General features: G+C 71.2%; 24 protein-coding genes. 12 read left to right on the top strand and 12 right to left on the bottom strand.

Annotated features, from left to right (window positions below):
• Window positions 1-5 precede the first annotated feature (5 nt).
• On the bottom strand, window positions 6-1,547 hold the full coding sequence (locus ACIBKY_RS18690; RefSeq protein WP_397097902.1) for an alkaline phosphatase D family protein: 1,542 nt from the start codon (window positions 1,545-1,547) through the stop codon (window positions 6-8).
• Window positions 1,548-1,790: 243 nt separating this feature from the next.
• On the opposite strand from ACIBKY_RS18690, the gene ACIBKY_RS18695 reads away from it, so the two are divergent.
• From ACIBKY_RS18695 to ACIBKY_RS18705, 3 genes are all read left to right on the top strand, one after another.
• Window positions 1,791-3,068: a Glu/Leu/Phe/Val dehydrogenase gene (locus ACIBKY_RS18695; protein WP_397097903.1), complete on the top strand. Its 1,278-nt coding sequence runs from the start codon at window positions 1,791-1,793 to the stop codon at window positions 3,066-3,068.
• 75 nt (window positions 3,069-3,143) lie between these two features.
• Entirely contained in the window at window positions 3,144-3,332 is a 189-nt protein-coding gene (locus tag ACIBKY_RS18700; protein ID WP_397097904.1) for a hypothetical protein, read from the top strand.
• Between the two features lie 16 nt (window positions 3,333-3,348).
• Window positions 3,349-3,828 carry a cupin domain-containing protein gene (locus ACIBKY_RS18705; RefSeq protein WP_379616704.1) on the top strand — a complete coding sequence of 160 codons (480 nt, stop codon included), beginning with the start codon at window positions 3,349-3,351 and terminating at the stop codon, window positions 3,826-3,828.
• A gap of 3 nt (window positions 3,829-3,831) precedes the next feature.
• On the opposite strand, the gene ACIBKY_RS18710 is transcribed toward ACIBKY_RS18705, so the two are convergent.
• A complete protein-coding gene (locus ACIBKY_RS18710) occupies window positions 3,832-4,203 on the bottom strand; it encodes a VOC family protein (protein WP_397097905.1) in 372 nt (123 codons plus the stop codon).
• A 170-nt stretch (window positions 4,204-4,373) separates the two neighbouring features.
• Here ACIBKY_RS18710 and ACIBKY_RS18715 point away from each other — a divergent pair, with 170 nt between their 5' ends.
• From ACIBKY_RS18715 to ACIBKY_RS18725, 3 genes are read left to right on the top strand one after another with little or no spacing between them, the layout of a single operon-like run.
• Window positions 4,374-5,753, top strand: a complete 1,380-nt coding sequence (locus ACIBKY_RS18715) for an APC family permease (RefSeq protein WP_397097906.1) — start codon at window positions 4,374-4,376, stop codon at window positions 5,751-5,753.
• Window positions 5,750-6,760 carry an acetamidase/formamidase family protein gene (locus ACIBKY_RS18720; protein ID WP_397097907.1) on the top strand — a complete coding sequence of 337 codons (1,011 nt, stop codon included), beginning with the start codon at window positions 5,750-5,752 and terminating at the stop codon, window positions 6,758-6,760. The genes ACIBKY_RS18715 and ACIBKY_RS18720 overlap by 4 nt, the downstream gene beginning before the upstream one ends.
• Before the next feature lie 53 nt (window positions 6,761-6,813).
• Window positions 6,814-7,602 (top strand): trypsin-like serine peptidase, encoded by a 789-nt coding sequence (locus tag ACIBKY_RS18725; RefSeq protein ID WP_397097908.1) that lies wholly within the window; start codon window positions 6,814-6,816, stop codon window positions 7,600-7,602.
• Here the strand turns inward: ACIBKY_RS18725 and ACIBKY_RS18730 are convergent.
• The 3 genes from ACIBKY_RS18730 to ACIBKY_RS18740 are packed head-to-tail and all read right to left on the bottom strand — an operon-like array spanning window position 7,586 to window position 9,713.
• A complete protein-coding gene (locus tag ACIBKY_RS18730; RefSeq protein ID WP_397097909.1) occupies window positions 7,586-8,476 on the bottom strand; it encodes a Gfo/Idh/MocA family protein in 891 nt (296 codons plus the stop codon). The genes ACIBKY_RS18725 and ACIBKY_RS18730 overlap by 17 nt on opposite strands.
• Window positions 8,473-9,384, bottom strand: a complete 912-nt coding sequence (locus ACIBKY_RS18735; protein ID WP_397097910.1) for an NAD-dependent epimerase/dehydratase family protein — start codon at window positions 9,382-9,384, stop codon at window positions 8,473-8,475. Before ACIBKY_RS18735 ends, ACIBKY_RS18730 begins: the two co-directional genes overlap by 4 nt.
• A gap of 2 nt (window positions 9,385-9,386) precedes the next feature.
• Window positions 9,387-9,713, bottom strand: coding sequence for a YrdB family protein (locus ACIBKY_RS18740; protein ID WP_397097911.1), 327 nt, complete (start codon window positions 9,711-9,713; stop codon window positions 9,387-9,389).
• Between the two features lie 138 nt (window positions 9,714-9,851).
• On the opposite strand from ACIBKY_RS18740, the gene ACIBKY_RS18745 reads away from it, so the two are divergent.
• The gene (locus ACIBKY_RS18745; protein WP_397097912.1) at window positions 9,852-10,565 is read left to right on the top strand and encodes a TetR/AcrR family transcriptional regulator; all 714 of its coding nucleotides are present in this window, start codon (window positions 9,852-9,854) and stop codon (window positions 10,563-10,565) included.
• Here the strand turns inward: ACIBKY_RS18745 and ACIBKY_RS18750 are convergent.
• The 5 genes from ACIBKY_RS18750 to ddaH form a co-directional block, all read right to left on the bottom strand.
• Window positions 10,531-11,127, bottom strand: a complete 597-nt coding sequence (locus tag ACIBKY_RS18750; RefSeq protein ID WP_397097913.1) for a TetR/AcrR family transcriptional regulator — start codon at window positions 11,125-11,127, stop codon at window positions 10,531-10,533. The two genes, ACIBKY_RS18745 and ACIBKY_RS18750, sit on opposite strands and share 35 nt — an antisense overlap.
• Before the next feature lie 9 nt (window positions 11,128-11,136).
• On the bottom strand, window positions 11,137-13,410 hold the full coding sequence (locus tag ACIBKY_RS18755; protein ID WP_397097914.1) for a PEP/pyruvate-binding domain-containing protein: 2,274 nt from the start codon (window positions 13,408-13,410) through the stop codon (window positions 11,137-11,139).
• Window positions 13,407-14,741, bottom strand: a complete 1,335-nt coding sequence (locus ACIBKY_RS18760) for an MFS transporter (RefSeq protein ID WP_397097915.1) — start codon at window positions 14,739-14,741, stop codon at window positions 13,407-13,409. The genes ACIBKY_RS18755 and ACIBKY_RS18760 overlap by 4 nt, the downstream gene beginning before the upstream one ends.
• Before the next feature lie 135 nt (window positions 14,742-14,876).
• Window positions 14,877-16,583, bottom strand: a complete 1,707-nt coding sequence (leuA, locus tag ACIBKY_RS18765) for a 2-isopropylmalate synthase (RefSeq protein WP_397097916.1) — start codon at window positions 16,581-16,583, stop codon at window positions 14,877-14,879.
• A gap of 162 nt (window positions 16,584-16,745) precedes the next feature.
• Window positions 16,746-17,489, bottom strand: coding sequence for a dimethylargininase (gene ddaH, locus ACIBKY_RS18770; protein ID WP_397097917.1), 744 nt, complete (start codon window positions 17,487-17,489; stop codon window positions 16,746-16,748).
• Window positions 17,490-17,527: 38 nt separating this feature from the next.
• On the opposite strand from ddaH, the gene ACIBKY_RS18775 reads away from it, so the two are divergent.
• From ACIBKY_RS18775 to ACIBKY_RS18795, 5 genes are all read left to right on the top strand, one after another.
• Window positions 17,528-17,773 carry a DUF2630 family protein gene (locus tag ACIBKY_RS18775; RefSeq protein ID WP_397097918.1) on the top strand — a complete coding sequence of 82 codons (246 nt, stop codon included), beginning with the start codon at window positions 17,528-17,530 and terminating at the stop codon, window positions 17,771-17,773.
• A gap of 24 nt (window positions 17,774-17,797) precedes the next feature.
• On the top strand, window positions 17,798-18,781 hold the full coding sequence (locus ACIBKY_RS18780) for a GNAT family N-acetyltransferase (RefSeq protein ID WP_397097919.1): 984 nt from the start codon (window positions 17,798-17,800) through the stop codon (window positions 18,779-18,781).
• Window positions 18,782-18,890: 109 nt separating this feature from the next.
• Complete coding sequence (locus ACIBKY_RS18785; protein WP_397097920.1) at window positions 18,891-20,207, top strand: MFS transporter; 1,317 nt, start codon at window positions 18,891-18,893, stop codon at window positions 20,205-20,207.
• A 10-nt stretch (window positions 20,208-20,217) separates the two neighbouring features.
• Entirely contained in the window at window positions 20,218-20,883 is a 666-nt protein-coding gene (locus ACIBKY_RS18790; protein ID WP_397097921.1) for a response regulator transcription factor, read from the top strand.
• Entirely contained in the window at window positions 20,880-22,226 is a 1,347-nt protein-coding gene (locus tag ACIBKY_RS18795; RefSeq protein ID WP_397097922.1) for a sensor histidine kinase, read from the top strand. The genes ACIBKY_RS18790 and ACIBKY_RS18795 overlap by 4 nt, the downstream gene beginning before the upstream one ends.
• Here ACIBKY_RS18795 and ACIBKY_RS18800 read toward each other — a convergent pair.
• Both ACIBKY_RS18800 and ACIBKY_RS18805 read right to left on the bottom strand, forming a co-directional pair.
• On the bottom strand, window positions 22,205-23,746 hold the full coding sequence (locus tag ACIBKY_RS18800; protein ID WP_397097923.1) for a carboxylesterase/lipase family protein: 1,542 nt from the start codon (window positions 23,744-23,746) through the stop codon (window positions 22,205-22,207). The genes ACIBKY_RS18795 and ACIBKY_RS18800 overlap by 22 nt on opposite strands.
• Window positions 23,743-23,952, bottom strand: coding sequence for a hypothetical protein (locus tag ACIBKY_RS18805; protein ID WP_397097924.1), 210 nt, complete (start codon window positions 23,950-23,952; stop codon window positions 23,743-23,745). Before ACIBKY_RS18805 ends, ACIBKY_RS18800 begins: the two co-directional genes overlap by 4 nt.
• Between the last annotated feature and the right edge of the window lie 35 nt (window positions 23,953-23,987).

Raw genomic sequence — 23,987 nt, forward strand, 5'->3', positions numbered from 1 at the left:
GGTTTTCATGTTAGATGTACAGTGTCGATGGGTTTGACCGTGTTGTCCGTTGCCTCGTACCAGGTGACCGAGTTCGGAAAGGTCAGTACGGCCAGCGCGTTCTGGAACCACGGACCGTGTGTCACCCGCCACCGGATCGGCGGGCGCGGGATGCGGGCGAGCTTGGCCAGCGTCCCCCCGATCAACGTGGCGATGCCGAACTGCGTGAACACGTTGGCCAGCCGCAGCAGCCTGCTCAGCGGGTTGCGGATGGGCGAGCAGACCAGCTGGGTGATGTTGCGGGACTTGGCGACGTAGGAGTAGTGGACGTCACCGGACAGGATCATCACCGGCACGCCGGTCTTCAGCAGGAGCTTGGCCAGCGCGTCGAACGAACGCCGGAACGCCGCCCAATGCTCCAGGTCGAACGCCTGCCGGAACACCTCCGAGAGCCGCGCGACCACCTTGCCCCACTTGCCGTCGCACAGCGCCTCGTTCCAGTTCTGTACGGAGTGCACGCCCTCGGGCAGCATGAACGGGATCGACGACCCGATGATCAGCCGCTCGGCCGGGAGCGCGACCTGCTCCTCCAGCCAGGCCCACTCGACGTCGTCGAGCATGCGCCGGTCGCCGGGCGTGAGCTGGCGGGCGCAGCGGGTGTCGACGATGAGCAGCCGGGTGTGGCCGAGGTCGCGGGCGTAGCTCCACCGGTTGCTGCTCGGCTCGGCGTCGGCCTGCTCGGCGAAGGCGTCCAGGCGTTCGGAGCCCGCGCCCTTCAGGAGGTCCTGCAGCAGCGGATCGGATGCCCGCTCCGCCGGAGAAAGGTTGCCCAGGTGCTGGTAGACCCAGTACGCGCCGAGCCCGGAGATCACCCGGTGCTTCCACCAGGGCACTTCGGCCATGGTCTCGCGCCAGGTCTGGGAGGTGTTCCAGTCGTCGCGCACGTCGTGGTCGTCGAAGATCATGGCGGTCGGCACCGTGGACAGGAGCCAGCGGAGCTCCGGTTCGGTCCAGGCCAGCCGGTAGAGCTCGGCGTACTCCTCGAAGTCGGCGATCTCGTCCTGCGGCTCGGTGGTTCGCCGGGCGCGGATGTAGTCGAGCATCTCGGGCGAGGGGTTATCGGCGTAGACCTGGTCGCCCAGAAGCAGCAGCAGGTCGGGCCAGTCGGGGTCGTCGGCGGTCTCGAGGTGGTCGCCGTAGGCGCGCAGCACGTCGGGGCCGTGCGTGCGCACGTGCGCCGCGTCATGGGGAACGCTGGTACGGCAGGAGCCGAACGTCAGCCGGCGCGGCCCCTCGGGCGGAATCAACCGGATCCGGCTGGGCGCGCGGCCCTCCAGCGGCCAGACGGAGGTGCCGTCCAGCTCGACCCGGTAGTCCGGCACGTCCCGTGTCAGCTCGGTGAGATCGACGATGGCGTAGTGGTGGCCGTGCACGGTGAACGTCGGCGAGGAGTGCTCCCCGTCGCGTGTCGAGACCGTGACCTGGCAAGGCTCGTCGGTTTCCACCCATATGGACGCGCTGGTCTCATCGACGTAGCGCAGCATGGGACCGATCACCAACCCGGGCATCCCACCCCCTCATGTGACAGTTCGGCGAAGAGCTTCTACCCAGCCTGCCAGTGTGGCACGTTCCCTGAGCGACGATCACACGCTTGGATTTGTCCACAAGGGATCGGCTACGAATCTGGACAGAATCCCTACACAATTCGAAACCACTCGATATAGGCTGATCACGACAAGAACGTCCAAATGGATCGAGCAACGGCGCTTAATCCACTGATTTGGGCGTACATAACAGGAGGATTTTCTTCCATGAGCATCATGGTGCCGTCAAAGACGCCGGCCCTGATCACCCCTGGACAACAGGCTCTCGACTCCGCTCTCCACCAGCTCGGCCACGCGGCCGGGCACCTCGGTCTCGACGACGGGCTGCGCACGATGCTGGCCACGCCACGCCGTTCGCTGACCGTCTCCGTGCCGGTCCGCCGCGAGGACGGCCGCATGGACGTGGTCCAGGGCTTCCGTGTCCAGCACAACGTATCGCGCGGCCCCGCCAAGGGCGGCATCCGCTTTCATCCCAGCACCGACATCCACGAGGTCACGGCGCTGGCGATGTGGATGACGTGGAAGTGCGCGCTGGTCGGCATCCCGTACGGCGGCGCCAAGGGCGGCGTCTCCGTCGACCCGGCCGCGCTGACCACCCGCGAACTGGAGCGGCTCACCCGCCGCTACGTCAACGAGATTTTGCCGCTCATCGGCCCGGAGAAGGACATCCCCGCCCCCGACGTCGGCACCGACGAGCAGACCATGGCGTGGATCATGGACACCTACAGCGTCAACGCCGGATACTCGGTGCCCGGCGTCGTCACCGGCAAGCCGATGACGCTCGGCGGTTCCCTGGGCCGTGCCGGGGCGACCTCGCGCGGCGTGCAGATCGCGGCCCTTGCCGCGCTCGGCCGCTCGCCCGAGGGTGTGAGCGTGGCCGTGCAGGGCTTCGGCAAGGTGGGCGCGCTGGCCGCGCAGTACCTCGCCGACGTGGGCTGCAAGGTCGTGGCGGTCTCCGACGTGCGCGGCGCGATCTACTCGCCGTCCGGCCTGGACATCGCCGACCTGTGCGCCCACAGCGCCGAGACCGGCAGCGTGTACGGCTACCGCCACGCCGATGCCATGAGCCACGCCGACCTGTTCGAGCTGGACGTGGACCTGCTGATCCCGGCGGCGCTGGAAGGCGTGATCACCGAGGAGAACGCTCCCAGGGTCCGTGCCCGCCTCATCGTCGAGGGGGCCAACGGCCCGACCACCCCGGAGGCCGACGAGATCCTCGCCGCCTCCGGCACCACCGTCGTGCCGGACATCCTGGCCAACGCGGGCGGTGTGATCGTGTCGTACCTGGAGTGGGTGCAGAACATGCAGGCCTTCTCCTGGAGCGCCGCCGAGGTTGAGATGAAGCTGCGCGACCTGATGCAGAGCGCGTACGGCGAGGTGAAGTCGCTGGCCGCGGAGAAGAGCCTGACGCTGCGCCAGGCCGCCCACGTCATCGGCGTGGGCCGGGTGGCGGAGGCGCACCAGATGCGCGGCCTCTACCCGTGAGCACGACTTAAGTAGGTGGCGCGACCGCCCTGGGACCGATGTTCCGGTCCCGGGGCGGCTGCGAGTCTGGGCCCCATGAGAGCAATCGTGGGGGTCATCCTCCTCATCCAAGGGGTGGCCGGCTTCGTCGGCCTCACGTTCTTCGACTCCAAGTGGGGACTGCTGCACCGCGTCGCCGAGGTCCCGAACTGGGGCTACCTGGGCATCGCGCTGGTGGGGGCCGGTCTGTTCATGTGGGGCGAGTCGGCCAAGAAGAAGAGCTAGCCCGTACGCTCTGACCATGACCTACCCGGATCCGATCTACCACGGTGACCAGGGCGAGAAGAGCGCCCTGCACCGGCCGGCGGGCCACGCGCCCGAACTCGTCTACCCCAACGGGAACGAGGTCCACTACATCGCCACCGGCGCCTCGACCGGCGGCCTGTTCGGCCTGTACCGCTGGGTCATGGGACCGACGCCCAGCGGGCCGGGCCCCCACTTCCACAAGACGATCACGGAGTCGTTCTACGTGCTGCGCGGCACGATCCGCATCTTCAACGGCGACCAGTGGCTGGAGACCGAGCCGGGCGACTGGGTCCACGTCCCGGCCGGGGGCATCCACGGCTTCAGGAACGAGTCCGGCGAACCCGCCGAGATGCTCCTGCACTTCTCCCCGGGCGCGCCCCGCGAGGGGTACTTCGAGGGCCTGGTGGAGTCGGGGGACATGACCGACGAGGAGCGTGCCGCGTTCTACCTGCGCCATGACAACTACTGGCTGTAGGGATCAGGCGTAGGGCGCGGTGATGACCTCCATGTTGTGGCCGTCGGGGTCGTCGAAGTAGACGCCGCGCCCGCCGTACAGGTGGTTGATCTCGCCGGGGGTGTGGTGGCCCGGGTCGGCCCAGAACTCCACGCCCGCCTCCTCGATGCGCGCGAAGATCTCGTCGAACTCCGGCTCACTGACGATGAAGCAGTAGTGGTTCGGCTGGATCGACGTGGCTTCCATGTAGTCGAGCGTGACGCCGTTGGAGGTCTCCAGCGGCGTGAACGGCCCCCAGTCCTTGCCCACCGGGAGGCCGAGGATCCTGCCCAGGAACTCGGCGGAGGCACGCTTGTTCCGGCTCTGCACAATCGTGTGGTTCAAGTCGACTGCCATACCGGCCACGCTATGCCCGGCCCGGCCCTGATGCCAGGCGGCCGGACGCCGTGGCGCGTCGGCCCACAAGCCCCATAAGTCCAGAATTGCCCCTTTCGCGTGGGCGCGCAGCCGGTAGATACTCGCGATCATCAAGCCCCTACAGGGGCTCCATGAGAGGACCCGGCAACATGCCCACACCCCCCACCACCGTGGAGCAGTTCGGCTACCGCCAAGAGCTCCAGCGATCCCTGGGCTTCGCGGATCTGATGATCTACGGGCTCATCTTCATGGTGCCGATCGCGCCGTTCGGCATCTTCGGCAGCGTCTTCTCCGCCTCCGGCGGCATGGTCGCCCTGGCCTATGTCGTCGGCATGGTCGCGATGGCGTTCACGGCGCTGTCGTACGCCCAGATGGCGCGGGCCTTCCCGATGGCCGGATCGGTCTACACCTACGCCGGCCGCGGCATCGCCGCCCCCGTGGGGTTCATCGCCGGATGGGCGATCCTGCTCGACTACCTGCTCGTGCCCGGCCTGCTGTACCTGGTCGCCGGTGTGGCCATGAACTCCTTCGTGCCCGTCGTCCCGGTATGGGGATGGGTGGTGGTCTTCGTGGCGCTCAACACCGTGGTCAACTACCTGGGCATCCAGATGACCGTGCGCATCACCCGGATCATGCTGGTCGCCGAGCTGATCGTGCTCGCGATCTTCCTCGTGGTCGGCGTGGTCGCGCTGGCCCAGGGCAAGGCGCAGACGGGCGCGCTGACCCCGCTCTTCGACTCCTCGACGTTCACCCTGCCGCTGGTGTTCGGGGCCGCGTCGGTGGCGGTGCTGTCCTTCCTCGGCTTCGACGGCATCTCGACGCTGGCCGAGGAGAGCCGCGAGGACGGCAGGCGGCTGGGCCGTTCCATGGTGGCCGCGCTCGCGCTGGCGGCCGTGCTGTTCGTGGCCCAGACCTGGGTGGCGGCCCTGCTCACGCCCAACCGGGCCACACTGCTGGAGAAGGGCGACGCGGCCGGCAGCGCCTTCTACGACACCGCGGCCTTCGCCGGCGGCCCCTGGCTGGCCACGCTCACCGCCGTCGCCACCGCGATCGCCTGGGGCTTCGCCAACTCGCTCGTCGCCCAGGCGGCCACGTCCCGGCTGCTGTTCGCGATGGCCCGCGACCGGCAGCTGCCCGCGTTCCTGTCGCGCGTGCACCCCCGCCACAAGGTCCCGGTCAACGCCACGCTCGCGGTCGCCGCGCTCTCGCTGGCGCTGGGCGTCTACATGAGCACCCGCGAGGACGGCATCCCGCTGATGAGCTCGCTGGTCAACTTCGGCGCGATGACCGCCTTCCTGCTGCTGCACGTCGCCGTCGTGGTCCACTACCTGCTACGGCAGCGCAGTTCCAACCTGATCGCCCACCTCCTGGTCCCGTTGCTGGGATTCGCGATCCTGGTCTTCGTCGTGGTCAACGCGAACGTGGCCGCGCAGCGGCTGGGGTTCGCCTGGCTCGGGCTGGGCCTGGTGGTCCTGGCCGTCACCTACGTCGTGGGCCGCCGCCCGCGCCTGCCGAAAGAGGTCGTGTGAACATCCACCCCTACCGCCCCGAGCCGGATGAGCTGAGCTACACCTTCGGCGGTCGCGCCCCGGTCGGCGAGGTACGGCCCGGCACGATCCTGGAGCTCTACACCGAGGACTGCTTCGGCGGCCGGGTGCGGACCGTGGACGACCTGCCGTCACAGGTGTGCGAGTTCCCCTATCTCAACCCGGTGACCGGCCCCTTCCACGTGACGGGCGCCGAGCCCGGCGACACGATCGCGCTGCACTTCGTCTCGATCACCCCGGCCCGCGACTGGGCGATGTCCACGACGTTCCCGCACTTCGGGGCGCTGACGGCCACCCACACCACCGCGATGCTGCACCCGGCGCTGGAGGAGCGGGTCTGGCGCTACGACCTGGACCTGGAACGCGGCGTGGCCGTCTACCGGGCCAGGAAGAGCGACTTCACGGTCGAGCTGCCCCTGGACCCCATGCACGGCACCGTCGGCGTCGCCCCGGCGGCCGGTGAGGTCAAGATGACGATCACGCCCGACGCCCACGGCGGCAACATGGACACCCCGGAGCTGCGCGCCGGCGTCACCGTCTACCTGGGCGTCAACGTCGAGGGCGGGCTGTTCGCCATCGGCGACGGGCACGGCCGCCAGGGACACGGCGAGGTGTGCGGCACCGCGCTGGAGGCCGCGATGAACACCGTCGTCGCGGTGGACCTGATCAAGGGCGTGGGCACACCGTGGCCGCGCATGGAGGACGACCTGCACCTGATGTCCACGGGCTCGGCGCGCCCCCTGGAGGACGCCTACCGCGTCAGCCAGCACGACCTGGTCACCTGGTCGGCCGAGCTGACCGGGCTGGAGACGCTCGACGCCTACCAGCTCATCAGCCAGGCGGGACAGGCGCCGGTCGGCAACGTGTGCGACACGAACTACACGATGGTCGCCAAGGTCGCCAAGGCCCACCTGAAGGATCCGGCCGCCTACGGCTCCGCCCACGCCCGGCTGCGCGCTCTCGGCGCGGAGTATCTTTCTTCGCGCTGAAAGGCGAGTGTCGCAGGTCAGGGTAATGATCACCTTCGATCTACAGTGGAGGCGTGCTCCGGCTGCTGCTGTCCATGACCCTGCTCAACCCGACGGCCGAGCCACCCCTCGACGCCGTCCCCGCCTCCCACGTGCTCACGCCCGGCGGCGACCGGCTGGGGTACGCCCCTGCCGGCCGCGCCCGGCCCGACACCGGTGTGCTGATCGGCCACGACCCGGTGGCCGGGACGGCCGTGATGTGCGGCGGCGCCGTCTTGAGGTCGCGGAGCAGGAGCCTGGTCCTGACCGCGGCGCACTGCCTCTACCACCGGGGCAGGCGGCTGCGCGGATTGGTGTTCATGCCCGGTTACGACGGAGGGCGGGCGCCCATGGGTGTCTGGCCCGCCGTGCGCACCTGGGTGCCCTCGGGGTGGCGCGACCGGCCGGACTCCCCCGCCCGGCTGCCCTACGACCTCGCGCTGGTCGGCGTCGCCGGGAAGGGGCGCTCGACCCTGGAATCGGTGGCCGGGCGCGGGCTGCGGCCCGTGGAGCGCGGCACGCTGTCGCGGCGCCGGGCCCTGGACCTGCTCGGATATCCGGCCGGGCGGCGCTATCCGGGCACGCGGCTCTACCACTGCCTGGGGCAGGCGGCTCCGTACCGGGGAGTGCTCGTCACGCACAACTGTCACGCGTCCGGCGGCGGGAGCGGCGGCCCGGCCCTGTACGGCGGGGCCGTGGCGGGCGTGGTGTCCTCCTCCAGCCCGCTGTCGGACCCGGCCGGGTTCACGGTGCTGGCACCGCTGGACTCGCGGCCCTTCGCCCGCATGCTGAGCAGGGCCGACCGCGTCATGCGGCGTGGCTGACGATCTCCTCGCAGATCGCGTGGCTGATCAGCGCGTCACCGGCGTCCAGGACGCGGCCTTCGCGCACGGCGGCGAGGAAGTCCAGCGTGATCTGCTCGACGCCGCGCTGCCGTGAGACCGGCACCCAGTCGGGACGGCGGCGCAGGACCTCGCCGGACCCGGTGTAGTCGACGACGTCGCCGAGGTTGACCACGCGGCGCTTGACGCCGTCGCCCATGACCTCGCAGCTCTCCTCCGAGGCGCCGCTGAGCCGGTTCATGACGCCGATGGCGGTGAAGCCGTCGCCGGACAGCTCCAGCATCACGTGCTCGACCTGGCCGTCGCGGACCCGGGTGCGGATGCGGGTGCCGCTCACCTCGCCGGGGACCAGGAAGCGCAGGGTGTCCACGACGTGGATGAAGTCGTCGAACATGACCGGGCGGGGCGCGTCGGGGTGGTTCTCGCGGTTCTTCTCCATGATCACCAGGTGCCTGGGCAGCTCGGCCAGGCCGGTGTAGCCGGGGGCGTACCGGCGGTTGAATCCGACCATCAGCGAGCGTCCGGCCGCGCGCGCCAGGCTCACCAGCCGCTCGCAGTCGGCGAGGTTGTCGGCGATCGGCTTGTCCACGTAGACGTGGACGCCCGCGCGCAGGAGGGTGTCCACGATCTTGGGGTGGGCGGCGGTGGCGGCGTGGACGAACGCCGCGTCGATCCCCGCTTCGACCACCTGCTCGACCGTGGTGAAACGTTTGGCGATCCGGTGCGCCGCGCCCAGGCGGTCGAGCGTTCCGGCGTTGCGGGTGCACAGGTGGAGGTCGAGGCCGGGCTGGGCGGCCAGCACGGGGAGATAGGCCTTCTCCGCGATGTCGCCCAGGCCGATCATGGCAATCTTCATCCGGCCAGGCTAGCCTTCAGCGCCTCGTCGACCGGCGTGGGCGCGACGTCGAAGGTGCGCTGGAAGGCGCTGGAGTCGAGCACGAAGGGCGCGACGAACTGGTAGCGGATGTGGCGGAACTCGCCGATCAACGGGTTGAACAGCCCGGCGACCCGAAGGACCGGCCACGGCAGCACGCTCATCTTGGGCGCGGGGCGGCCGAGGACGGCGGCCATGCCCGCGCCGATCTGCCGGAAGGTCATCGGCTCGTTCGTGGGCACGTGCCAGGCCCTGCCCCAGGCCCGCTCGTCGTTGGCGGCGGTGATGAGCGCGTCGGCGACGTCGGGCAGGTAGGTCCAGCTGTGCGGCACGTCGGCCGGCCAGACGAGCTGGATGGTCTTGCCCGCCTTGAGCGGGTCGATGAAGCGCGAGCCCAGGTACGACTGGTCGGTGGCGCCGGGGCCGAAGAAGTCGGAGCCGCGCACCTCGGTCACCCGGATGCGGCCGGCCTCGTGCAGGGCCAGCGCGTCCTGCCACATCTTCGCCCTGACCATGGCCTTGGGGCTGCGCGAGGCCAGCGGGAGGTCCTCGGTCATGGGGCCGTCGACGGGGCCGTAGGGGTAGAGGTTGCCCAGGATGGCCAGCACGGCGCCGGTGGACTCGGCGGCGGCCAGGAACGCCGCGGACATCGGCGGCCAGTCGGTGAGCCAGCGGTGGTACTTCGGGTTGACGCAGTTGTAGAGGGCGTCGGCGCCCTTGGCGGCCTTCGTCAGCCGGGCGGCGTCGGCCACGTCCGCGGCCACCTTGGTGACGCCCTCCGGGCCGCTGCCCGAGCGGGTGACGACCGTGACGTCCTGGCCAAGGTCGCGGAGCTTGACGGCGAGGTGGGTCCCGACCTGGCCGGAACCGACGATGACGTGCTTACCCATGATCAGGCCTGCTTCCAGATGAGGCGGAGTGTCGCGTTGACGGCGAAGAGGATCGCGAAGACGGCGGCCGGAGTGGCGGCGCCCGCGGCGTAGAGTGCGGCGGCCCCGCCGCCGAACCAGAGGATCTCCAGGACGCCCCGCCAGATCCCGGTGGCCGGGAAGGTGGCGTTGACCCCGCCACCGGCGCCGAACAGCGCCCAGGCTGCGATGAAGAGGGCCGGCGCGCCGAGCCCGGCGAGCGTGTTGATGATCCAGTTCGAGCTTACGGTGAAACCCCAGTATCCGACGGCGGCGATGACGCCGAGTTCCAGGAGGAACATCAGCAGCATATTCGCGTTCTTCATCATCTCTGGAACCCCAACCTCGTGACTGCCGTTCGCTTACGAGAGCAATGCTCTCCCAAAAGAGCGCCTGTCGTCAAGAGCAGTGCTCTCGTTTATTCTCACCGCTCTGGTAACGTGCTGGGTATGACCGCTAGCAGGACCGCGAGAGAACGTGTCAGAGCCGAGCTCACCAAGGAGATCGCCGACATCGCCCGGCGCCAGCTCGCCACGGAGGGGGCGGGCGGGCTGTCGTTGCGCGCCGTGGCCCGCGAGATGGGCATGGTCTCCTCGGCCATCTACCGCTACTTCCCCAGCCGGGACGACCTGCTGACCACCCTGATCATCGACGGCTACAACGCGATCGGGGAGTGCGTGGAGCAGGCCGACGCCGCCACCGACCGGAGCGACCACCTGGGCCGCTGGCTGGCGGTCTGCCACGCCGTACGCGACTGGGCGCTGGCCAACCCCCACGAGTACGCCCTGCTGTACGGCTCGCCCGTACCCGGCTACCAGGCGCCGATGGACACCGTGGAGGCGGCGGTCCGCGACACGGTCGTCTTCGGCCGCATCCTGTCGGAGGCCCATGAGGCGGGCGTCCTCGATCCCCCCGGCATCGCGCCCGCTCCCCCGCCCTCGCTGGCAGAGGACGCGGCGCTCGTCCGCGCCGTCATGCCGGGAGTCTCCGACCTGGTCATCTTCCGCGCGATCAACGCCTGGACCGGCCTGTTCGGATGGGTCAGCTTCGAGCTGTTCGGCCAGTTCAACAACACGCTGGACAACCGCAGGACCGCCTTCGAGCACGCCATGCTCAACAACGCCGCCCTCATGGGGCTGGGCATCCCAGAAGCGGCACGATGATCTCGTCGACCACCTCGACGATGAGCGCGTCAGGGATCGGCGGCCCGTTGAACAGGAAGTACTGCCTGATCATCGCCTGACCCACGTCCAGCCGGCGGGAGGTGACCGCGCCGGCCTCGACCTCGCCGCGCTCGACCGCGCGGCGGACCACCTCGTGCATCATCCTGCGCCCCGCGCCCTGGGAGTTCTCGCGCAGCGCGGCGCCCCGGCCGCGGTCGCCGAGCGCCTCGCTCAGCAGCCCGCGCATGGCCTCACCGGGGGCTCCGTCCAGCGCGGCCGCGGTGTGGCGGAGTACGGCCAGCAGGTCGCCGCGCAGGCTGCCGGTGTCGGCCACGTCGGAGGGGTCGGGCAGGACGGAGTAGACCGCCGCCATCACCAGCTCCAGCCGGGTCGGCCAGCGGCGATACAGCGAGGCCTTGCCGGTCCTGGCCCGCTCGGCGACCCGTTCCATGGTCAGCTTGGCGTAGCCGACCTCGGCGAGTTCGTCGAGCGTGGCCTGGAAGATGGCGGCGTGCAGCGCCTCGCCCCGGCGGCGGGGCTGTTTGCGGTGGTCGGTGACCATGGATGCATCCTATGGAGCCTTGCCGACCGTGCCGGTGTCTCCGTCCACGACGACCATGAGCCCGTCGGTCAGCGCCGAGGTGCCCTCGCCGGTGCCCATGACCGCCGGGATGCCATACTCCCTGGCCACGATCGCCGCGTGCGAGCCGGTGCCGCCGGTGTCCACGACGACCGCGGCGGCCCGCTGGAACAACGGCGTCCACGACGGGTTCGTGTACGGGCAGACCAGCACGTCCCCCGCGGCCAGCCGGCCGAACTCGGCGGGCTCGCGGATCACCCTGACCGGCCCCGTCACCGTGCCGCCGCTGGCCGGGGTGCCGGCGACCAGCGCGTCACCGGCCTCGGGCGCGGGGAAGACCGCGCGGGGGTCGATGAGCCGCACGCCCCGCAGTTCCTCCCGCTTGGCCGCCCTGGCGAGGATCGTGGCGCGCAGCCTCTCCCGGTACGGCCCGGCCGCCGGATCCTCGACGCCTTCCAGCTCCTCCAGCCGCAGGTGGAAGACGTCCTCCGGGTCGGGCAGCCCGAGCCGCCTGCCCATCTCCACCAGCGACCGGCGCAGGATGGGCTGGGGCATCGTGAAGGAGAAGTGGCTGTCCTCACGGAAGGCGAGCCCGGCCCGCGCCGCCCTGACCAGCCGCTCGACCCGCCGCCTGCGCCGCGGCGAGCGCAGCCGGGGATGGCTCAGCAGCCGCTCCAGCGGATCGGGTCCGTGCTCTCGCGCGGCGGGGCCGCTCGCGAGCAGCTTGACCATGTCGAGCACGGTGCCGGGGGCGTCGCTCCAGCTCGGTGGGGTGACGAGGATGGGGCTGGCGGTCTCCCGGTGCCCGTACTCGGCCAAGAACGCCTGAAATCTCTGGTCGAAGTCGGAGTCGTGGAGATGGGCGGCCAACTCCTCCAGCCCCCGGTTGGCGTCCTCCGTCCGGCTGCCGCCACCCGTGATCACCGTCCCGAAGTGCTTGCCCAGCCGGTACGTCTTCAACGTCACCAGCAGGCGGGCCAGCGCCAGCCCGGTACCCGGCAGGTAGTCGATGCGCAGGTCCGCCACCGGCTCCACCAGGTCGAGCGCCCGCCGGGGCATGGCCCGCAGCTCCCGCCACGGCAGCGCCGCCAGGTCGATCGCCGCCAGCTCCCGCTCACGCTCCAGAAAGGCGAGGAAGCGCGGGTCGCGCGTCCAGGTGGCCGGGTCGTACCGGCGGGCCTTGCGCAGTACGCGCAACGGCAGCCCCAGCAGGCGGGCGGTGGGCCGGGGCTTGGGAGGGACCATCCGGTAGACGACGCCGTCCTCCTCGCGCAGGAAGCCGTCGAACACGCCCCGGATGCCGAAGTCGGCGGCCACCCGGGCCATCAGCCCGGCGGGTCCGTGCGGGAGCCAGGTCGTCATGTCGATCGGGTAGGGGCGCACCGGCAGGTACTCCAGCAGGATCCCGGCGATGCGGCGCTCGACGGGGTTGAGCCCGCGGCCCAGCGGAGGCGGCGGGAGCGCGGTCATCGGGCGGGCCTGCAGCAGGCTGACACGGCCTTCCGCGTAGGCCCATTCGAGGTCCATGGGGCGGCCGAAGTGGCCGGCCACCCGGACGCCGAGCTCGGCCAGTTCGCGCAGGGCCGTCTCCGGCAGGCGTCCGGCCCCGCCTTCTTCGCGGGTCTCGGTGGTGCCGCCGCCGGCCGTACCTCTGATGACCACCTCGCGGCGGCCCGCGCGGAAGGCGGTGAGGCGGCCCGCGCGGTCGAGCACGTAGTGGTCGGGGGTGACACGGCCGGAGACGACGGCCTCGCCGAGGCCGCTGCTGGCGTCCACGACCAGCGTGGAGCGCTCACCGGTGACGGGGTCGGCGGTGAACATGACGCCCGCCGACTCCGCCTCCACCATGCTCTGCACGACGACCGCGATGCGCACGTCGGCGTCGGGGATGCCGAGCCTGGCGCGGTAGGCGACGGCGCGCTCGGTGAACAGCGAGGCCCAGCATCGGCGGACCGCGTCCAGGAGCGGGTCCTCGCCGATGACGTTGAGGAAGGTGTCCTGCTGGCCGGCGAACGCGGCGCCGGGCAGGTCCTCGGCGGTGGCGCTGGAGCGCACGGCCACCGGCCCGCCGCCGAGCGCGGCGTAGGCGGCGGCGATCTCCTGCCGCAGGCCGCCGGACATCTCGGCGCCCGCGGCGGTCGTGACGACGAACCCGTCCGGGACCGGCAGCCCGAGCCGGACCAGTTCCCCCAGGTTGGCGCCCTTGCCGCCGGCCTGATCGAGGTCGGCGCGGCCAAAGTCGCGCAGGGGTGCGACGCTTTTCATACGTTCTCCTCCACATGGGCCCGGGTACGCAGCGGGCGTACGGGCAACGCGAGCGTCAGCAGGAACGCCACCCCGAGCAGCGGCGCCATCATGGCGAAGACCGGCGGCACGGCCTCGGCGAACCCGGCTCCGGCCAGCCGCAGCGTGATCAGGGCCCCGACCACCGCCACCCCGGCCGAGGCCCCGATCTGCCGCAGGAACGTCACCGCCGAGGTGGCCGTCCCGAGGTCGGCGTGGGCGACGGTGTTCTGCGCGACCAGCACCATGACCTGCATGACGAGCCCGACGCCGAGCCCGGTCAGCAGCATCACCGCGGCGATCGCGGCGGCGCCCTCGGCCACGGCCAGCAGCCCGAGGCCGAGCGCGGCCACGAGCGCGCCCACCACGGGGTACGGCTTGTAGCGCCCGGTCCGGGTGATCAGGCGGCCGGAGACGATCGTGGTGGCCAGCACGCCGCCCATGAGCGCGGTGACCAGCAGCCCGGCCTGGGTGGCGGTGGAGCCGAGCGCGATCTGCAGGTAGGCGGGCATGTAGGTGATCGTGCCGAACAGCGCGAACCCGATCAGGAAGCTGATCGCCACCGGCACGGCGAAGCCCCGGTCGCGAAAGAGCCGCAGAGGCAGGATGGGATCGGCCGCCCGCCGCGCCGTGAGCGACCACGCGCCGGCGCCGGCGGCGGCGAGCGCGAGGTAGACCGGCTCCCCCGTCTGCCCGAGCAGCACCATCCCGACCACCGCCACGGCCAGCGTGAGCGCGCCCGCCACGTCCAGCGGGGTCCGCGTGCCCGGCCTGGGCAGGTGGAGCGTACGGCTGAGCACCACCAGCGCGAGCAGCCCGAGCGGCGGGTAGATCGCGAAGATCCACCGCCAGCCCACGGTGTCGATGAACAACCCGCCGACCAGCGGGCCGCCGACGGCGGCCACGATGTAGGCGGCGCCGATGAGGCCGAGGTAGCGGCCGCGTTCGCGGGGGCTGACGATCTCGCCGATGATGGCCTGAGCGCCGATCATGAGCCCGCCGCCACCGATGCCCTGGAGCGCGCGGAAGGCCACGAACTGGGGCATGGACCCGGCGACCGCGCACAGGACGGCACCGGTCACGAAGATCACGATGGCCGCCTGCATGAGGGGTTTGCGGCCGTAGCGGTCGCCCAGCTTGCCGTACACGGGCATCACGACCGTGGCCGCGACCAGGTAGGCGGTGACGACGGCCGGCATCTGGTCCAGTCCGCCGAGGCTCGCGGCCACGGCGGGCAGGGCGGGCGCCATGATCGTCTGGTCGAGCGCGCCCAGCAGCATCGCCAGCATGAGCCCGGTCAGCGTGAGCCGCACGCCGCACCTCCTTAGAGAACGTATCGTTCTCTAAGGAGAGTAGATGAATTCCCGGTGAATGAAAAGAGCGCTCCGCCGGGCCGGCGGAGCGCTGGGAGAGGGGACCGCGCGGAGGGACGGGCCTCCGCGCGCGTCCTAGCGGGAGGCGCGGTTGACCGCGGAGATGATCGCCTTGAGCGAGGCGGTCGTGGTGTTGGCGTCGATGCCCACGCCCCACAGGATCCGGCCGTCCACCTCGCACTCCAGGTAGGAGGCGGCCTTGGCGTCGGTGCCCGCGCTCATCGCGTGCTCCACGTAGTCGAGCACGCGTACCTGGATGCCGATTCCGGCGATCGCGTCGATGAAGGCCGAGATGGGGCCGTTGCCGTTGCCCTCGATCTCGCGGATCTCCCCGTCGAGGCGGATGTCGGCGCCGATGCGGTCCTGGTCGTCCACGGTCGACTCGTGGCGGTGGGCCATGAGGCTGAGACGGCCCCAGCGGTTGCCGGGCGTGGGCAGGTACTCGTCCTGGAAGATCTCGAACATCTCGACCGGCGTCACCTCGCCGCCCTGCGCGTCGGTGCGGGCCTGCACGACCTTGGAGAACTCGATCTGCAGGCGGCGCGGCAGGTCGAGCTGGTGGTCGGCCTTCATGATGAAGGCGACGCCGCCCTTGCCGGACTGGCTGTTGACGCGGATGACCGCCTCGTAGCTGCGCCCGATGTCCTTGGGGTCGATCGGCAGGTACGGCACCGCCCACGTGAAGGAGTCGACCGGCACGCCCGCGGCGGCGGCGTCGGCGGCCAGATGCTCGAAGCCCTTCTTGATGGCGTCCTGGTGGGAGCCGGAGAAGGCGGTGTAGACCAGCTCGCCGCCCCACGGGTGGCGCGGGTGCACGGGCAGCTGGTTGCAGTACTCGGTGACGCGGCGGATCTCGTCGATGTCACTGAAGTCGATCTCGGGGTCGACACCCTGCGAGAACAGGTTCATGCCCAGGGTCACCAGGCAGACGTTGCCGGTGCGCTCGCCGTTGCCGAACAGGCAGCCCTCGATGCGGTCGGCGCCGGCCATGTAGCCCAGCTCGGCGGCGGCGACGGCGGTGCCGCGGTCGTTGTGGGGGTGCAGCGACAGGACGATCGAGTCACGCCTGCTCAGGTTGCGGTGCATCCACTCGATCTGGTCGGCGTAGACGTTGGGCGTGGCCATCTCGACGGTGGCGGGCAGGTTGATGATGACCTTGCGGTCGGGGGTGGGCTGCCACACCTCGGTGACCGCGTCGCACACCTCGACGGCGTAGTCCAGCTCGGTCCCGGTGAACGACTCGGGCGAGTACTGGTAGAAGACGTCGACGTCGCTCGCCTCGGCGAGCTTGCGTACGAGCTTGGCGCCCTCGACGGCGATGGCGGTGATGCCCTCGCGGTCCTGGCCGAACACGACGCGGCGCTGGAGCGTGGACGTGGAGTTGTACAGGTGGACGATGGCCTGCCTGGCGCCCTGGATGGACTCGAAGGTGCGCTCGATCAGCTCGGGCCTGGCCTGGGTCAGCACCTGGATCACCACGTCGTCGGGGACGCGCCCCTCGTCGATGATCTGGCGGACGAAGTCGAAGTCGGTCTGGCTGGCGGCGGGGAAGCCGACCTCGATCTCCTTGTAGCCCATCTTGACCAGCAGGTCGAACATCTGGAGCTTGCGGTGGGAGTCCATCGGGTCGATCAGCGCCTGGTTGCCGTCACGCAGGTCTACCGCGCACCATCGGGGCGCCTTGGTGATCACCTTGCCGGGCCAGGTGCGGTCGGCGAGCCGGACGGGCTCGAACGCCTGGTAACGCTGGACGGGCATGGAGGTGGGCTGCTGAGCGGTCATCTGAGGTGTCCTCAAAGTCGGTCCGAACGGCCGACGCGCATGGCTCGCTCCGCGACGAGGGAGCCGGCCTGCTTCAGAGGCCCTCGCCGCGGCAGCTAAGAAGCAGCCCGCGCAGCATGCGTTTCACGTTAGCAGACGTCTCGCCATGCGCCCTCCCCGATCTCACCTGATGAGAACCGAAAGACAGGTCACACAGCCCTCCAGCTTCTCAAATTCCGAAATGTCCACGCTCACGACGTTGAGCCCCCTCTTTCGCAGCATGCGGGCCGTTTCCGGGGCGGAGGCCGCCATCAGCACGGTCTCCTCGTCCAGCACGACCACGTGCGAGCCCGCCTCCTCCGGGGGCTCCAGCAGGCCCGGCAGATCCACCAGCGAAGGGTCACCGATCAGCGTGCCGTCCGGCAGGGCGGTCACGGCCGACTTCAGATGCAGCACCCCGCGCAGCTCCACCGGGACCACCCGCCGGTCGGGCAGGTGCCCGGCGAGCTGGGCGATGCCCTCGTCGTTGGTGCGGGCCGATCGGCCGGCGTACACGGTCGTACCGGCCCGCAGGACGTCGCCGCCGTCGAGCGTGCCTGGCGCCTCGATGGCCACGGCGCGCAACCCCTGGCCCCGCACGGCCTGCGCCACCGCCGCCACCTCGGGCCGCCGTTCCGGCGCCCCGGGACGCGTGAGTACGGCCAGCCGCCCGCACACCACCACGGTGTCCTCCACGAACACCGCGTCCGGCAGGTCGTCGGCCCGTGGCACGTGGACCGGGCTCCAGCCCGCCTCCCCCAGCGCGCCGACGTAGGCCGCGTGCTGCTCCAGGGCGAGCTCGTAGTCGACCGCCCGCCGTTCGAGATGGGTGACGATGCCCTCGGCCAGGCGCGGACCAGGTTCCCTTACCACCGCGATACCCCGCATAGGGCGTGTTCTATCACGCGCCGGTTAGAGTCAGGATCATGCAGGATAACGAGATTCTCACCAGGATCAGCGCCCTCGTCGCGGAGGAGCACGAGCTGCGCGAGCGCCTGTCCACGGGCGACGTGACCTCGGAGGAGGAGAACGCGCGGGTCAAGGAGCTGGAGGTCGCGCTCGACCAGTGCTGGGACCTGCTGCGGCAGCGCCGGGCTCGCCGGGGCGCCGGGGAGAACCCCGACGAGGCGGCCGCCCGCCCGGTCAGCGAGGTCGAGAGCTACCAGCAGTAAAACCGGTGGCGGGAAGAGGCGCGCGTGCGCTTGCCTGACGGCATGACGATCCAGCAAGTAGATCTCGGCGGCCCCCTGGACGAGGTGTACGCCGCCTACCGCGCGGCCACCGGCCACCGGCCGGGCCCGGTCATGTCGCAGCGCCACTACGAGTGGCTGATGCGCCAGGGCGACTCCGGCTCCCGGGTCGAGGCGTGGGCCGCGGTCGAGGACGGCCAGATCGTCGGCGGCCTCGGCCTGCAATACCCGCTGCTCGACAACACGCATCTCGCCGTGGTGTTCGAGGCGTTCGTCGTACCCGGCCACCGGCGGCGGGGCATCGGCAGGGCACTGTACGAGCACACGAAGGAACGGGTCAGGGCCGAGGGCAGAAGGCTGCTGGTCGGCGAGACCGAGAAGACGGGCAGCGGGGCGGCGTTCGTCGCCGCGATGGGCGGCCAGGTCGTGCTGCCCGAGGCCCGCCGTACGCTGGACCTGCGCAAGGCCGACTGGCCGGCGATCAGGGCGATGCTGCCGCAGGCCGAGGGCTACCACCTGGAGCGCTTCACCGGCCCCGCGCCCGAGGAGCTGCTGGCCGATCTCGCGCAGGTCATCGGTGGCATGAACGACGCGCCGCGCGGTGCGGACATCGAGGAGATGCGCTTCGACACCGACCGGATGCGCGAGTTCGAGGCGTCGATCGTGCCCAGCGGCGGCGACTCCTACGCCATGATCGCCCGCCGTACCTCCGACGGCGCCCCCGCGGGCTACACGCGCCTCTACATCGAGGCCGACCGCTCCGACGGCTGGGCCCGCCAGGCCGACACCACCGTGCTCGCCGCCCATCGCGGCCGCAGGCTCGGGCTGCTGCTGAAGGTCTCCAACCTGCTGTGGCTGCACGAGAGCGAGCCGCAGGTGGAGCAGGTCGTCACCTGGAACGCCACTTCCAACCGGCACATGCTGGCGATCAACGAGGCGATGGGCTTCGAACTGCTCGACGAGTGGAACACGTGGCAATCGGACGTCTGACGTTTCGCCGATGTTAAGCGCAGGTTAGATATGCGCCCGCTCCCCTTGCCCGGCGAACCTTCGGCGGAGAGGCTCTGGCCAGCACAGACGCCCCCCTGGAGGTATCCCGTTGAGCAAGGCACGCATGCCGTGGAAGAACGTCATCGGCGGTTCCGTCGGCAACCTCGTCGAGTGGTATGACTGGTTCGTCTACGCGAGCTTCGCCACCTACTTCGCGGCGTCCTTCTTCCCCAAGGGAGATTCCACCGCCCAGTTGCTGAACACCTTCGGCATCTTCGCCGTCGGCTTCTTCATGCGCCCGATCGGCGGCTGGCTGCTCGGCCGCTACGCCGACCGCAAGGGCCGCAAGGCCGCCATGACCATGACGGTCACGCTGATGTCGGCCAGCGCCCTGCTGATCGCGGTCGCGCCCACGTACGACACGATCGGCGGCGCCGCCGCGGTGGTCCTGCTCGTGGCCCGGCTGCTTCAGGGCATCTCGGTCGGCGGCGAGTACGCGGCAAGCGCCACCTTCCTGACCGAGGCCACCCCGCCCGGCCGGCGCGGCTTCGCCTCCAGCTTCCAGTACGTCTCGATGACCGCCGGCCAGCTCGTCGGCCTCGGCCTGCAGATCATCCTGCAGAACTCCATGACCGAGGAGGCCCTGAAGTCCTGGGGCTGGCGCATCCCGTTCATCATCGGCGCCCTGGCCGCCGCGGTCGTGTTCTACCTGCGGCGCAGCCTGATGGAGACGGAGGCCTACGGCGAGGAGTCCGCCGGCGCGCACGGCGCCAAGGACCGCGGCACGCTCAAGGCGCTCTTCGCGCACAAGAAGGAGTTTCTGCTGGTCATCGCCCTGACCATGGGCGGCACGGTCGCGTACTACACCTACACGACGTACCTGACCACGTACCTGTCCAACACCGCCGGGCTGTCGAAGGCGACCGCCTCGACCGTGAGCTTCTGCGCCCTGTTCATCTTCATGTGCGTCCAGCCGGCGGCCGGCGCGCTGTCGGACCGGATCGGACGGCGGCCGCTGCTGATCACCTTCGGCATCGGCTCGACACTCGGCACCGTGCCGCTCATGTACGCGCTGTCGTCGGTCGGCGGCTTCTGGAGCGCGCTGCTGCTCTCCCTCGTCGGCCTGCTCATCATCACCGGCTACACCTCGATCAACGCGGTGGTGAAGGCCGAGCTGTTCCCGACCAACATCCGGGCGCTCGGGGTGGCGCTGCCGTACGCGATCGCCAACGCCCTGTTCGGCGGCACCGCCCAGTACGTGGCGCTGTGGTTCAAGGGCGCGGGCATGGAGCCCGGCTTCTACTGGTACGTGGCCGGGTGCGCCGCCGTCTCCCTCGTCGTGTACTTCAGCATGCGCGAGACCCGCGACGCCGCGCTGACGCGCCGCGAGCGCGGCGTGGCCGAGGCGGTTCCCGAGCGCGTCTAACCTGGTCGGCATGCGAGTTCTCCTGGTCGAGGATGACGACCGGCTCGCGGCGGCACTGACCACGGCACTGTCGCGGCACGGGCACGAGGTCGTCCGTGCCGCGCTGGCCGTGGACGCCCTCCGCCTGGCGGGGGGCGTCGGCTTCGTCCTGCTGGACCTCACGCTGCCCGACATGGACGGGCTCGACGTGCTGCGCCGGTTGCGCCGCAGCTCCGCCGTACCGCTGATCGTGGTGACGGCGCGGGTCGAGGAGCGCGAGGTGCTGCGCGGGCTGCGTTCCGGCGCCGACGACTACCTCGTCAAGCCGTTCCGCACCGCGGAGCTGATGGCGCGCATGGAGGCCGTGCTGCGCCGCGGCACCCGCCCGCTGCCGGTGCGCGACGAGGTCGTGACCGTCGGGGACGTGCGGATCGACCTGGACGCCCGGCAGGTGCACGTGGCGGGTGCGCAGATCACGCTGACGCGGCGCGAGTTCGACGTGCTGGCGCTGCTGGCGCGCAGTCCCGGCGTGGTGCGCAGCCGCGAGGAGATCCTCGACGAGGTCTGGGGCGACCCGCTGCTGTCGGCCTCCCGCTCGCTCGACGTGCACGTGGCGGGCCTGCGCGCCAAGACGGGCCGGCCCGGCCTGGTCGAGACCCTGCGCGGCACCGGCTACCGCCTGGGTTCGACGGCGTGAACTCCCGGCTGGTGGTGACCTTCACCACGCTGATCGTCTTTCTCATCGCGGCGCTGGCCGTACCGCTGGGGCTCTTCTACGCCTCGCACCGCACCAACCGGCTGCTGCTCGACCGCCGCGCGGACGCCACCCGCTTCGCCGAGCTGGCCGACCAGTCGGCGCGCGACGCCGACCACTCCGCGCTGAGCGCGGAGATCGAGCGCTACAGCGAGCTGTACGGCGCGGCCGTCCGTGTCCTCGGCCGCGACAGGAAGGTGCTGGCCGAGTCCGGGCGGATGACCGCCGACACCGGCGCGGCGACCAGGCTGGCCCTGTCCGGCCGCACCACCGAGGAACTTCCGGCCATCGGCCCGCTCGGCCCGCGCACGGTGCTGCTGGCCGAGCCGGCGGGCCGTGACGCCCAGTTGTCCGGCGTGGTGCTCCTGCAAGTCCGCACCGACAATGCCCGCACGGACGTCATGTTCGTCTGGGGCGCTCTGGCCGCCGGCGCCCTGATCGCGTTGGCCTACTCGGTGCTGGCGGCGCGCCGCCTGGCCCGCTGGATCCTGCGCCCGGTCACCGAGCTCGACCGCACCACGCGGGCGATCGCCGAGGGCCAGCTCGACGCCCGCGCCCACCCGGGCAACGGCCCGTCGGAGCTGCGCCGCCTGGAGGAGCGCTTCAACGCGATGGCCGACGCCGTCTCCGGCGCGCTGGAGCGCCAGCGGGCGTTCGTGGCCGACGCCTCGCACGAGCTGCGTACGCCGCTGACCGTGTTGTCGCTGCGGCTGGAGAACCTGGAGCCGCATCTGCGCGAGGAGGGCTCGGCCGAGTACGAGGAGACGCTGGCCGAGCTCGACCGCCTGGCGCTGCTGGTCGAGGACCTGCTGGCGCTGGCCAAGGTCGAGGCGGGCGCGGTCGCGGCCACCGCGCGGACCGCCCTCGCGCCGCGCCTGGCGGGCTGGCGCGAGGTCTACACCGCGCGCGGCCTGACCTTGGAGGTCGCGATCCCGGCGGAGGCGGAGGTTCCCGAGCCGGTGGCCCGCGTCGCCGACATCGCGCTGGACAACGCCCAGAAGTTCGTCCCCTCCGGCGGCAAGGTCGCGGTGACCCTCGACGACGGCGTGCTCCGGGTCGCCGACGACGGCCCCGGGCTCGGCGAGGACGAGCGGGCCGAGGCGCAGGGCCGGTTCTGGCGCTCCGGCTCCCACGCCAACGTGCCGGGCAGCGGCCTGGGCCTGGCCATCGCCGCCGAACTGGCCAGAGCGTGCGGGGCCACGCTCAGCCTGCTGCCCGCCCACCCGCACGGCCTGGTCGTCGAGGTGCGCCCGGGCCCGGGCCATCAGAACCAGAGCCCGCAGTGATGCCCGCCCTTCATGTCGTACGGCCGCGCCGTCTCCTGCGTCAGCTCCAGCGCCCGGTCCGTCCCGTCGAGACGCGGCCAGCGCGGGCTGCCGCCCCCGTTCGGGTCCCCGGTGCGTACGAACCGCGTCCAGTAGCCCACCACCCGCTCGGCCAGCGCCCGCTGCCCGGCGTTCTTGCCCGGCGCGTCCACGAAGTCGAACAGGGCGAACGTCTCGGCCCCGTGCGCGGTGACCTCACCCATATGCGGCGGCAGCGGCCCGGCGACCGCGGGCGCGGTGGGGTCGGTGAACAGGTAGGCGTACGTGGGGGCCTTGCGTGCGTGCAGGCGCCCTGACTTCCAGGTGGGGCAGATCCAGTCGCGGTCGCTGAACACCCTGCTCACCGCCGCGGCGGCCGAGGGATGGTCGCGCCGGGGGTAGCGCCGTGCGACGCGGGCGGCGTCCGCGCCGAAGGCCTTCTTCAGCATGGCCGGGTAGTCGCGCTCGCCGATGCCGTCCGGGTAGGCCCAGAGCGTGAACTCGGCGTGCTCGTCGCGCGTGTTGCCCAGGAGGAGCGGGACGTCCGCCTCCTTCCCCGCGGCGAACACCTTGGCGGGCTCGCGCGGGACGGACGGCGTGCCGTACGACAGGAGCGGGAAGCCGCCCGTGTGCGGCAGCAGTTCGGCGGCCTTCTTGCCGCGCAGGCAGGCCACGTCCGCGCAGGACATCCGCTCGGCCAGCGCGCGCCCGTTCCGCTGGACGGTGCCGAGCGGGTGCCAGGACGACGTCTGGCCCAGGCCGGGGCCGAGCGCGCCGGCCGGATGGCTCATCAGGCATGACCCGCTCTCGACGACGGCCTGTCCGAACAGGCCCTCGGCGGGCGGCGAGGTCATGAGCGTGCAGACGCTCATCGCCCCGGCCGAGGCTCCGGCGAGCGTCACCCTGCCCGGATCGCCGCCGAAGCGGGAGATGTTGGCCTTCACCCACTTAAGCGCGGCCACCTGGTCCTGCAGGCCGAAGTTGGTCTCGCGGCCGAGCTCGGGGTGGGCGAAGAAGCCGAAGACGCCCAGCCGGTAGTTGACCGTGACGACCACGATGTCGCCGGTCCTGACCAGGCGCGCGGGGTCGTAGATGGAGCCCGCGCCGCTGAGGAAGCCGCCGCCGGGCACCCACACCATGACCGGCCGGTTCGTGCCCGGCCCCGCGGGGGTGGTCACCTCGACGGTCAGGCAGTCCTCGCTGGTCGGCGTGCCCTTGGGCATGTCGGGCGCCTCCAGTTGCATGCAGGCCGGGCCCGGCCTGGTCGCGTCGCGCACGCCCTTCCACGCGGGCGCCGGCTGGGGTGCCCGCCAGCGCCGTTCGCCGACGGGCGGGGCGGCGTAGGGCAGGTCGTGAAACCTGCGCACGCCGCCGTCCTCGGCCCCGCGCACCTCGCCCTGGGCCGTCCGCACGACCGTCCCCTTCACCGCGGCAACGGGTACGGCCGCGCCGCACCCCGTCAGCGCCGCGGCCACCACCAGGACGGACAGGATCCTTCTCACTTGCCCTTCCCCTTCCGCGCCGCCCACGCCGCCGAGAGCCCGCCGACGGCGACCGCGATCGCGTAGCAGGCCATCCACGCCGCGAACCCGCCGGGCAGCCACTGCAGGAACCCGCCGTCGGCGTGGTCGGCCAGCAGCCTGATGGCTCCCTGCGCGCCCACGACCAGCAGGAGGACCCCGATCACCTGTACTGCCGTGTACTTCACTGCGAAACCTCCGAAATTTTGTGGTTCGATCGCAC

The sequence above is a fragment of the Nonomuraea sp. NPDC050394 genome (assembly GCF_044459065.1).
Lineage (GTDB): Bacteria > Actinomycetota > Actinomycetes > Streptosporangiales > Streptosporangiaceae > Nonomuraea.

Excerpts from the sequence above, each read along its gene's own strand:
- ACIBKY_RS18690 (WP_397097902.1), bottom strand. The coding sequence starts at position 1,547 with ATGCCCGGGTTGGTGATCGGTCCCATGCTGCGCTACGTCGATGAGACC.
- ACIBKY_RS18695 (WP_397097903.1), top strand. The coding sequence starts at position 1,791 with ATGAGCATCATGGTGCCGTCAAAGACGCCGGCCCTGATCACCCCTGGA.
- ACIBKY_RS18700 (WP_397097904.1), top strand. The coding sequence starts at position 3,144 with ATGAGAGCAATCGTGGGGGTCATCCTCCTCATCCAAGGGGTGGCCGGC.
- ACIBKY_RS18705 (WP_379616704.1), top strand. The coding sequence starts at position 3,349 with ATGACCTACCCGGATCCGATCTACCACGGTGACCAGGGCGAGAAGAGC.
- ACIBKY_RS18710 (WP_397097905.1), bottom strand. The coding sequence starts at position 4,203 with ATGGCAGTCGACTTGAACCACACGATTGTGCAGAGCCGGAACAAGCGT.
- ACIBKY_RS18715 (WP_397097906.1), top strand. The coding sequence starts at position 4,374 with ATGCCCACACCCCCCACCACCGTGGAGCAGTTCGGCTACCGCCAAGAG.
- ACIBKY_RS18730 (WP_397097909.1), bottom strand. The coding sequence starts at position 8,476 with ATGAAGATTGCCATGATCGGCCTGGGCGACATCGCGGAGAAGGCCTAT.
- ACIBKY_RS18735 (WP_397097910.1), bottom strand. The coding sequence starts at position 9,384 with ATGGGTAAGCACGTCATCGTCGGTTCCGGCCAGGTCGGGACCCACCTC.
- ACIBKY_RS18740 (WP_397097911.1), bottom strand. The coding sequence starts at position 9,713 with ATGCTGCTGATGTTCCTCCTGGAACTCGGCGTCATCGCCGCCGTCGGA.
- ACIBKY_RS18745 (WP_397097912.1), top strand. The coding sequence starts at position 9,852 with ATGACCGCTAGCAGGACCGCGAGAGAACGTGTCAGAGCCGAGCTCACC.
- ACIBKY_RS18750 (WP_397097913.1), bottom strand. The coding sequence starts at position 11,127 with ATGGTCACCGACCACCGCAAACAGCCCCGCCGCCGGGGCGAGGCGCTG.
- ACIBKY_RS18755 (WP_397097914.1), bottom strand. The coding sequence starts at position 13,410 with ATGAAAAGCGTCGCACCCCTGCGCGACTTTGGCCGCGCCGACCTCGAT.
- leuA (WP_397097916.1), bottom strand. The coding sequence starts at position 16,583 with ATGACCGCTCAGCAGCCCACCTCCATGCCCGTCCAGCGTTACCAGGCG.
- ddaH (WP_397097917.1), bottom strand. The coding sequence starts at position 17,489 with ATGCGGGGTATCGCGGTGGTAAGGGAACCTGGTCCGCGCCTGGCCGAG.
- ACIBKY_RS18775 (WP_397097918.1), top strand. The coding sequence starts at position 17,528 with ATGCAGGATAACGAGATTCTCACCAGGATCAGCGCCCTCGTCGCGGAG.
- ACIBKY_RS18790 (WP_397097921.1), top strand. The coding sequence starts at position 20,218 with ATGCGAGTTCTCCTGGTCGAGGATGACGACCGGCTCGCGGCGGCACTG.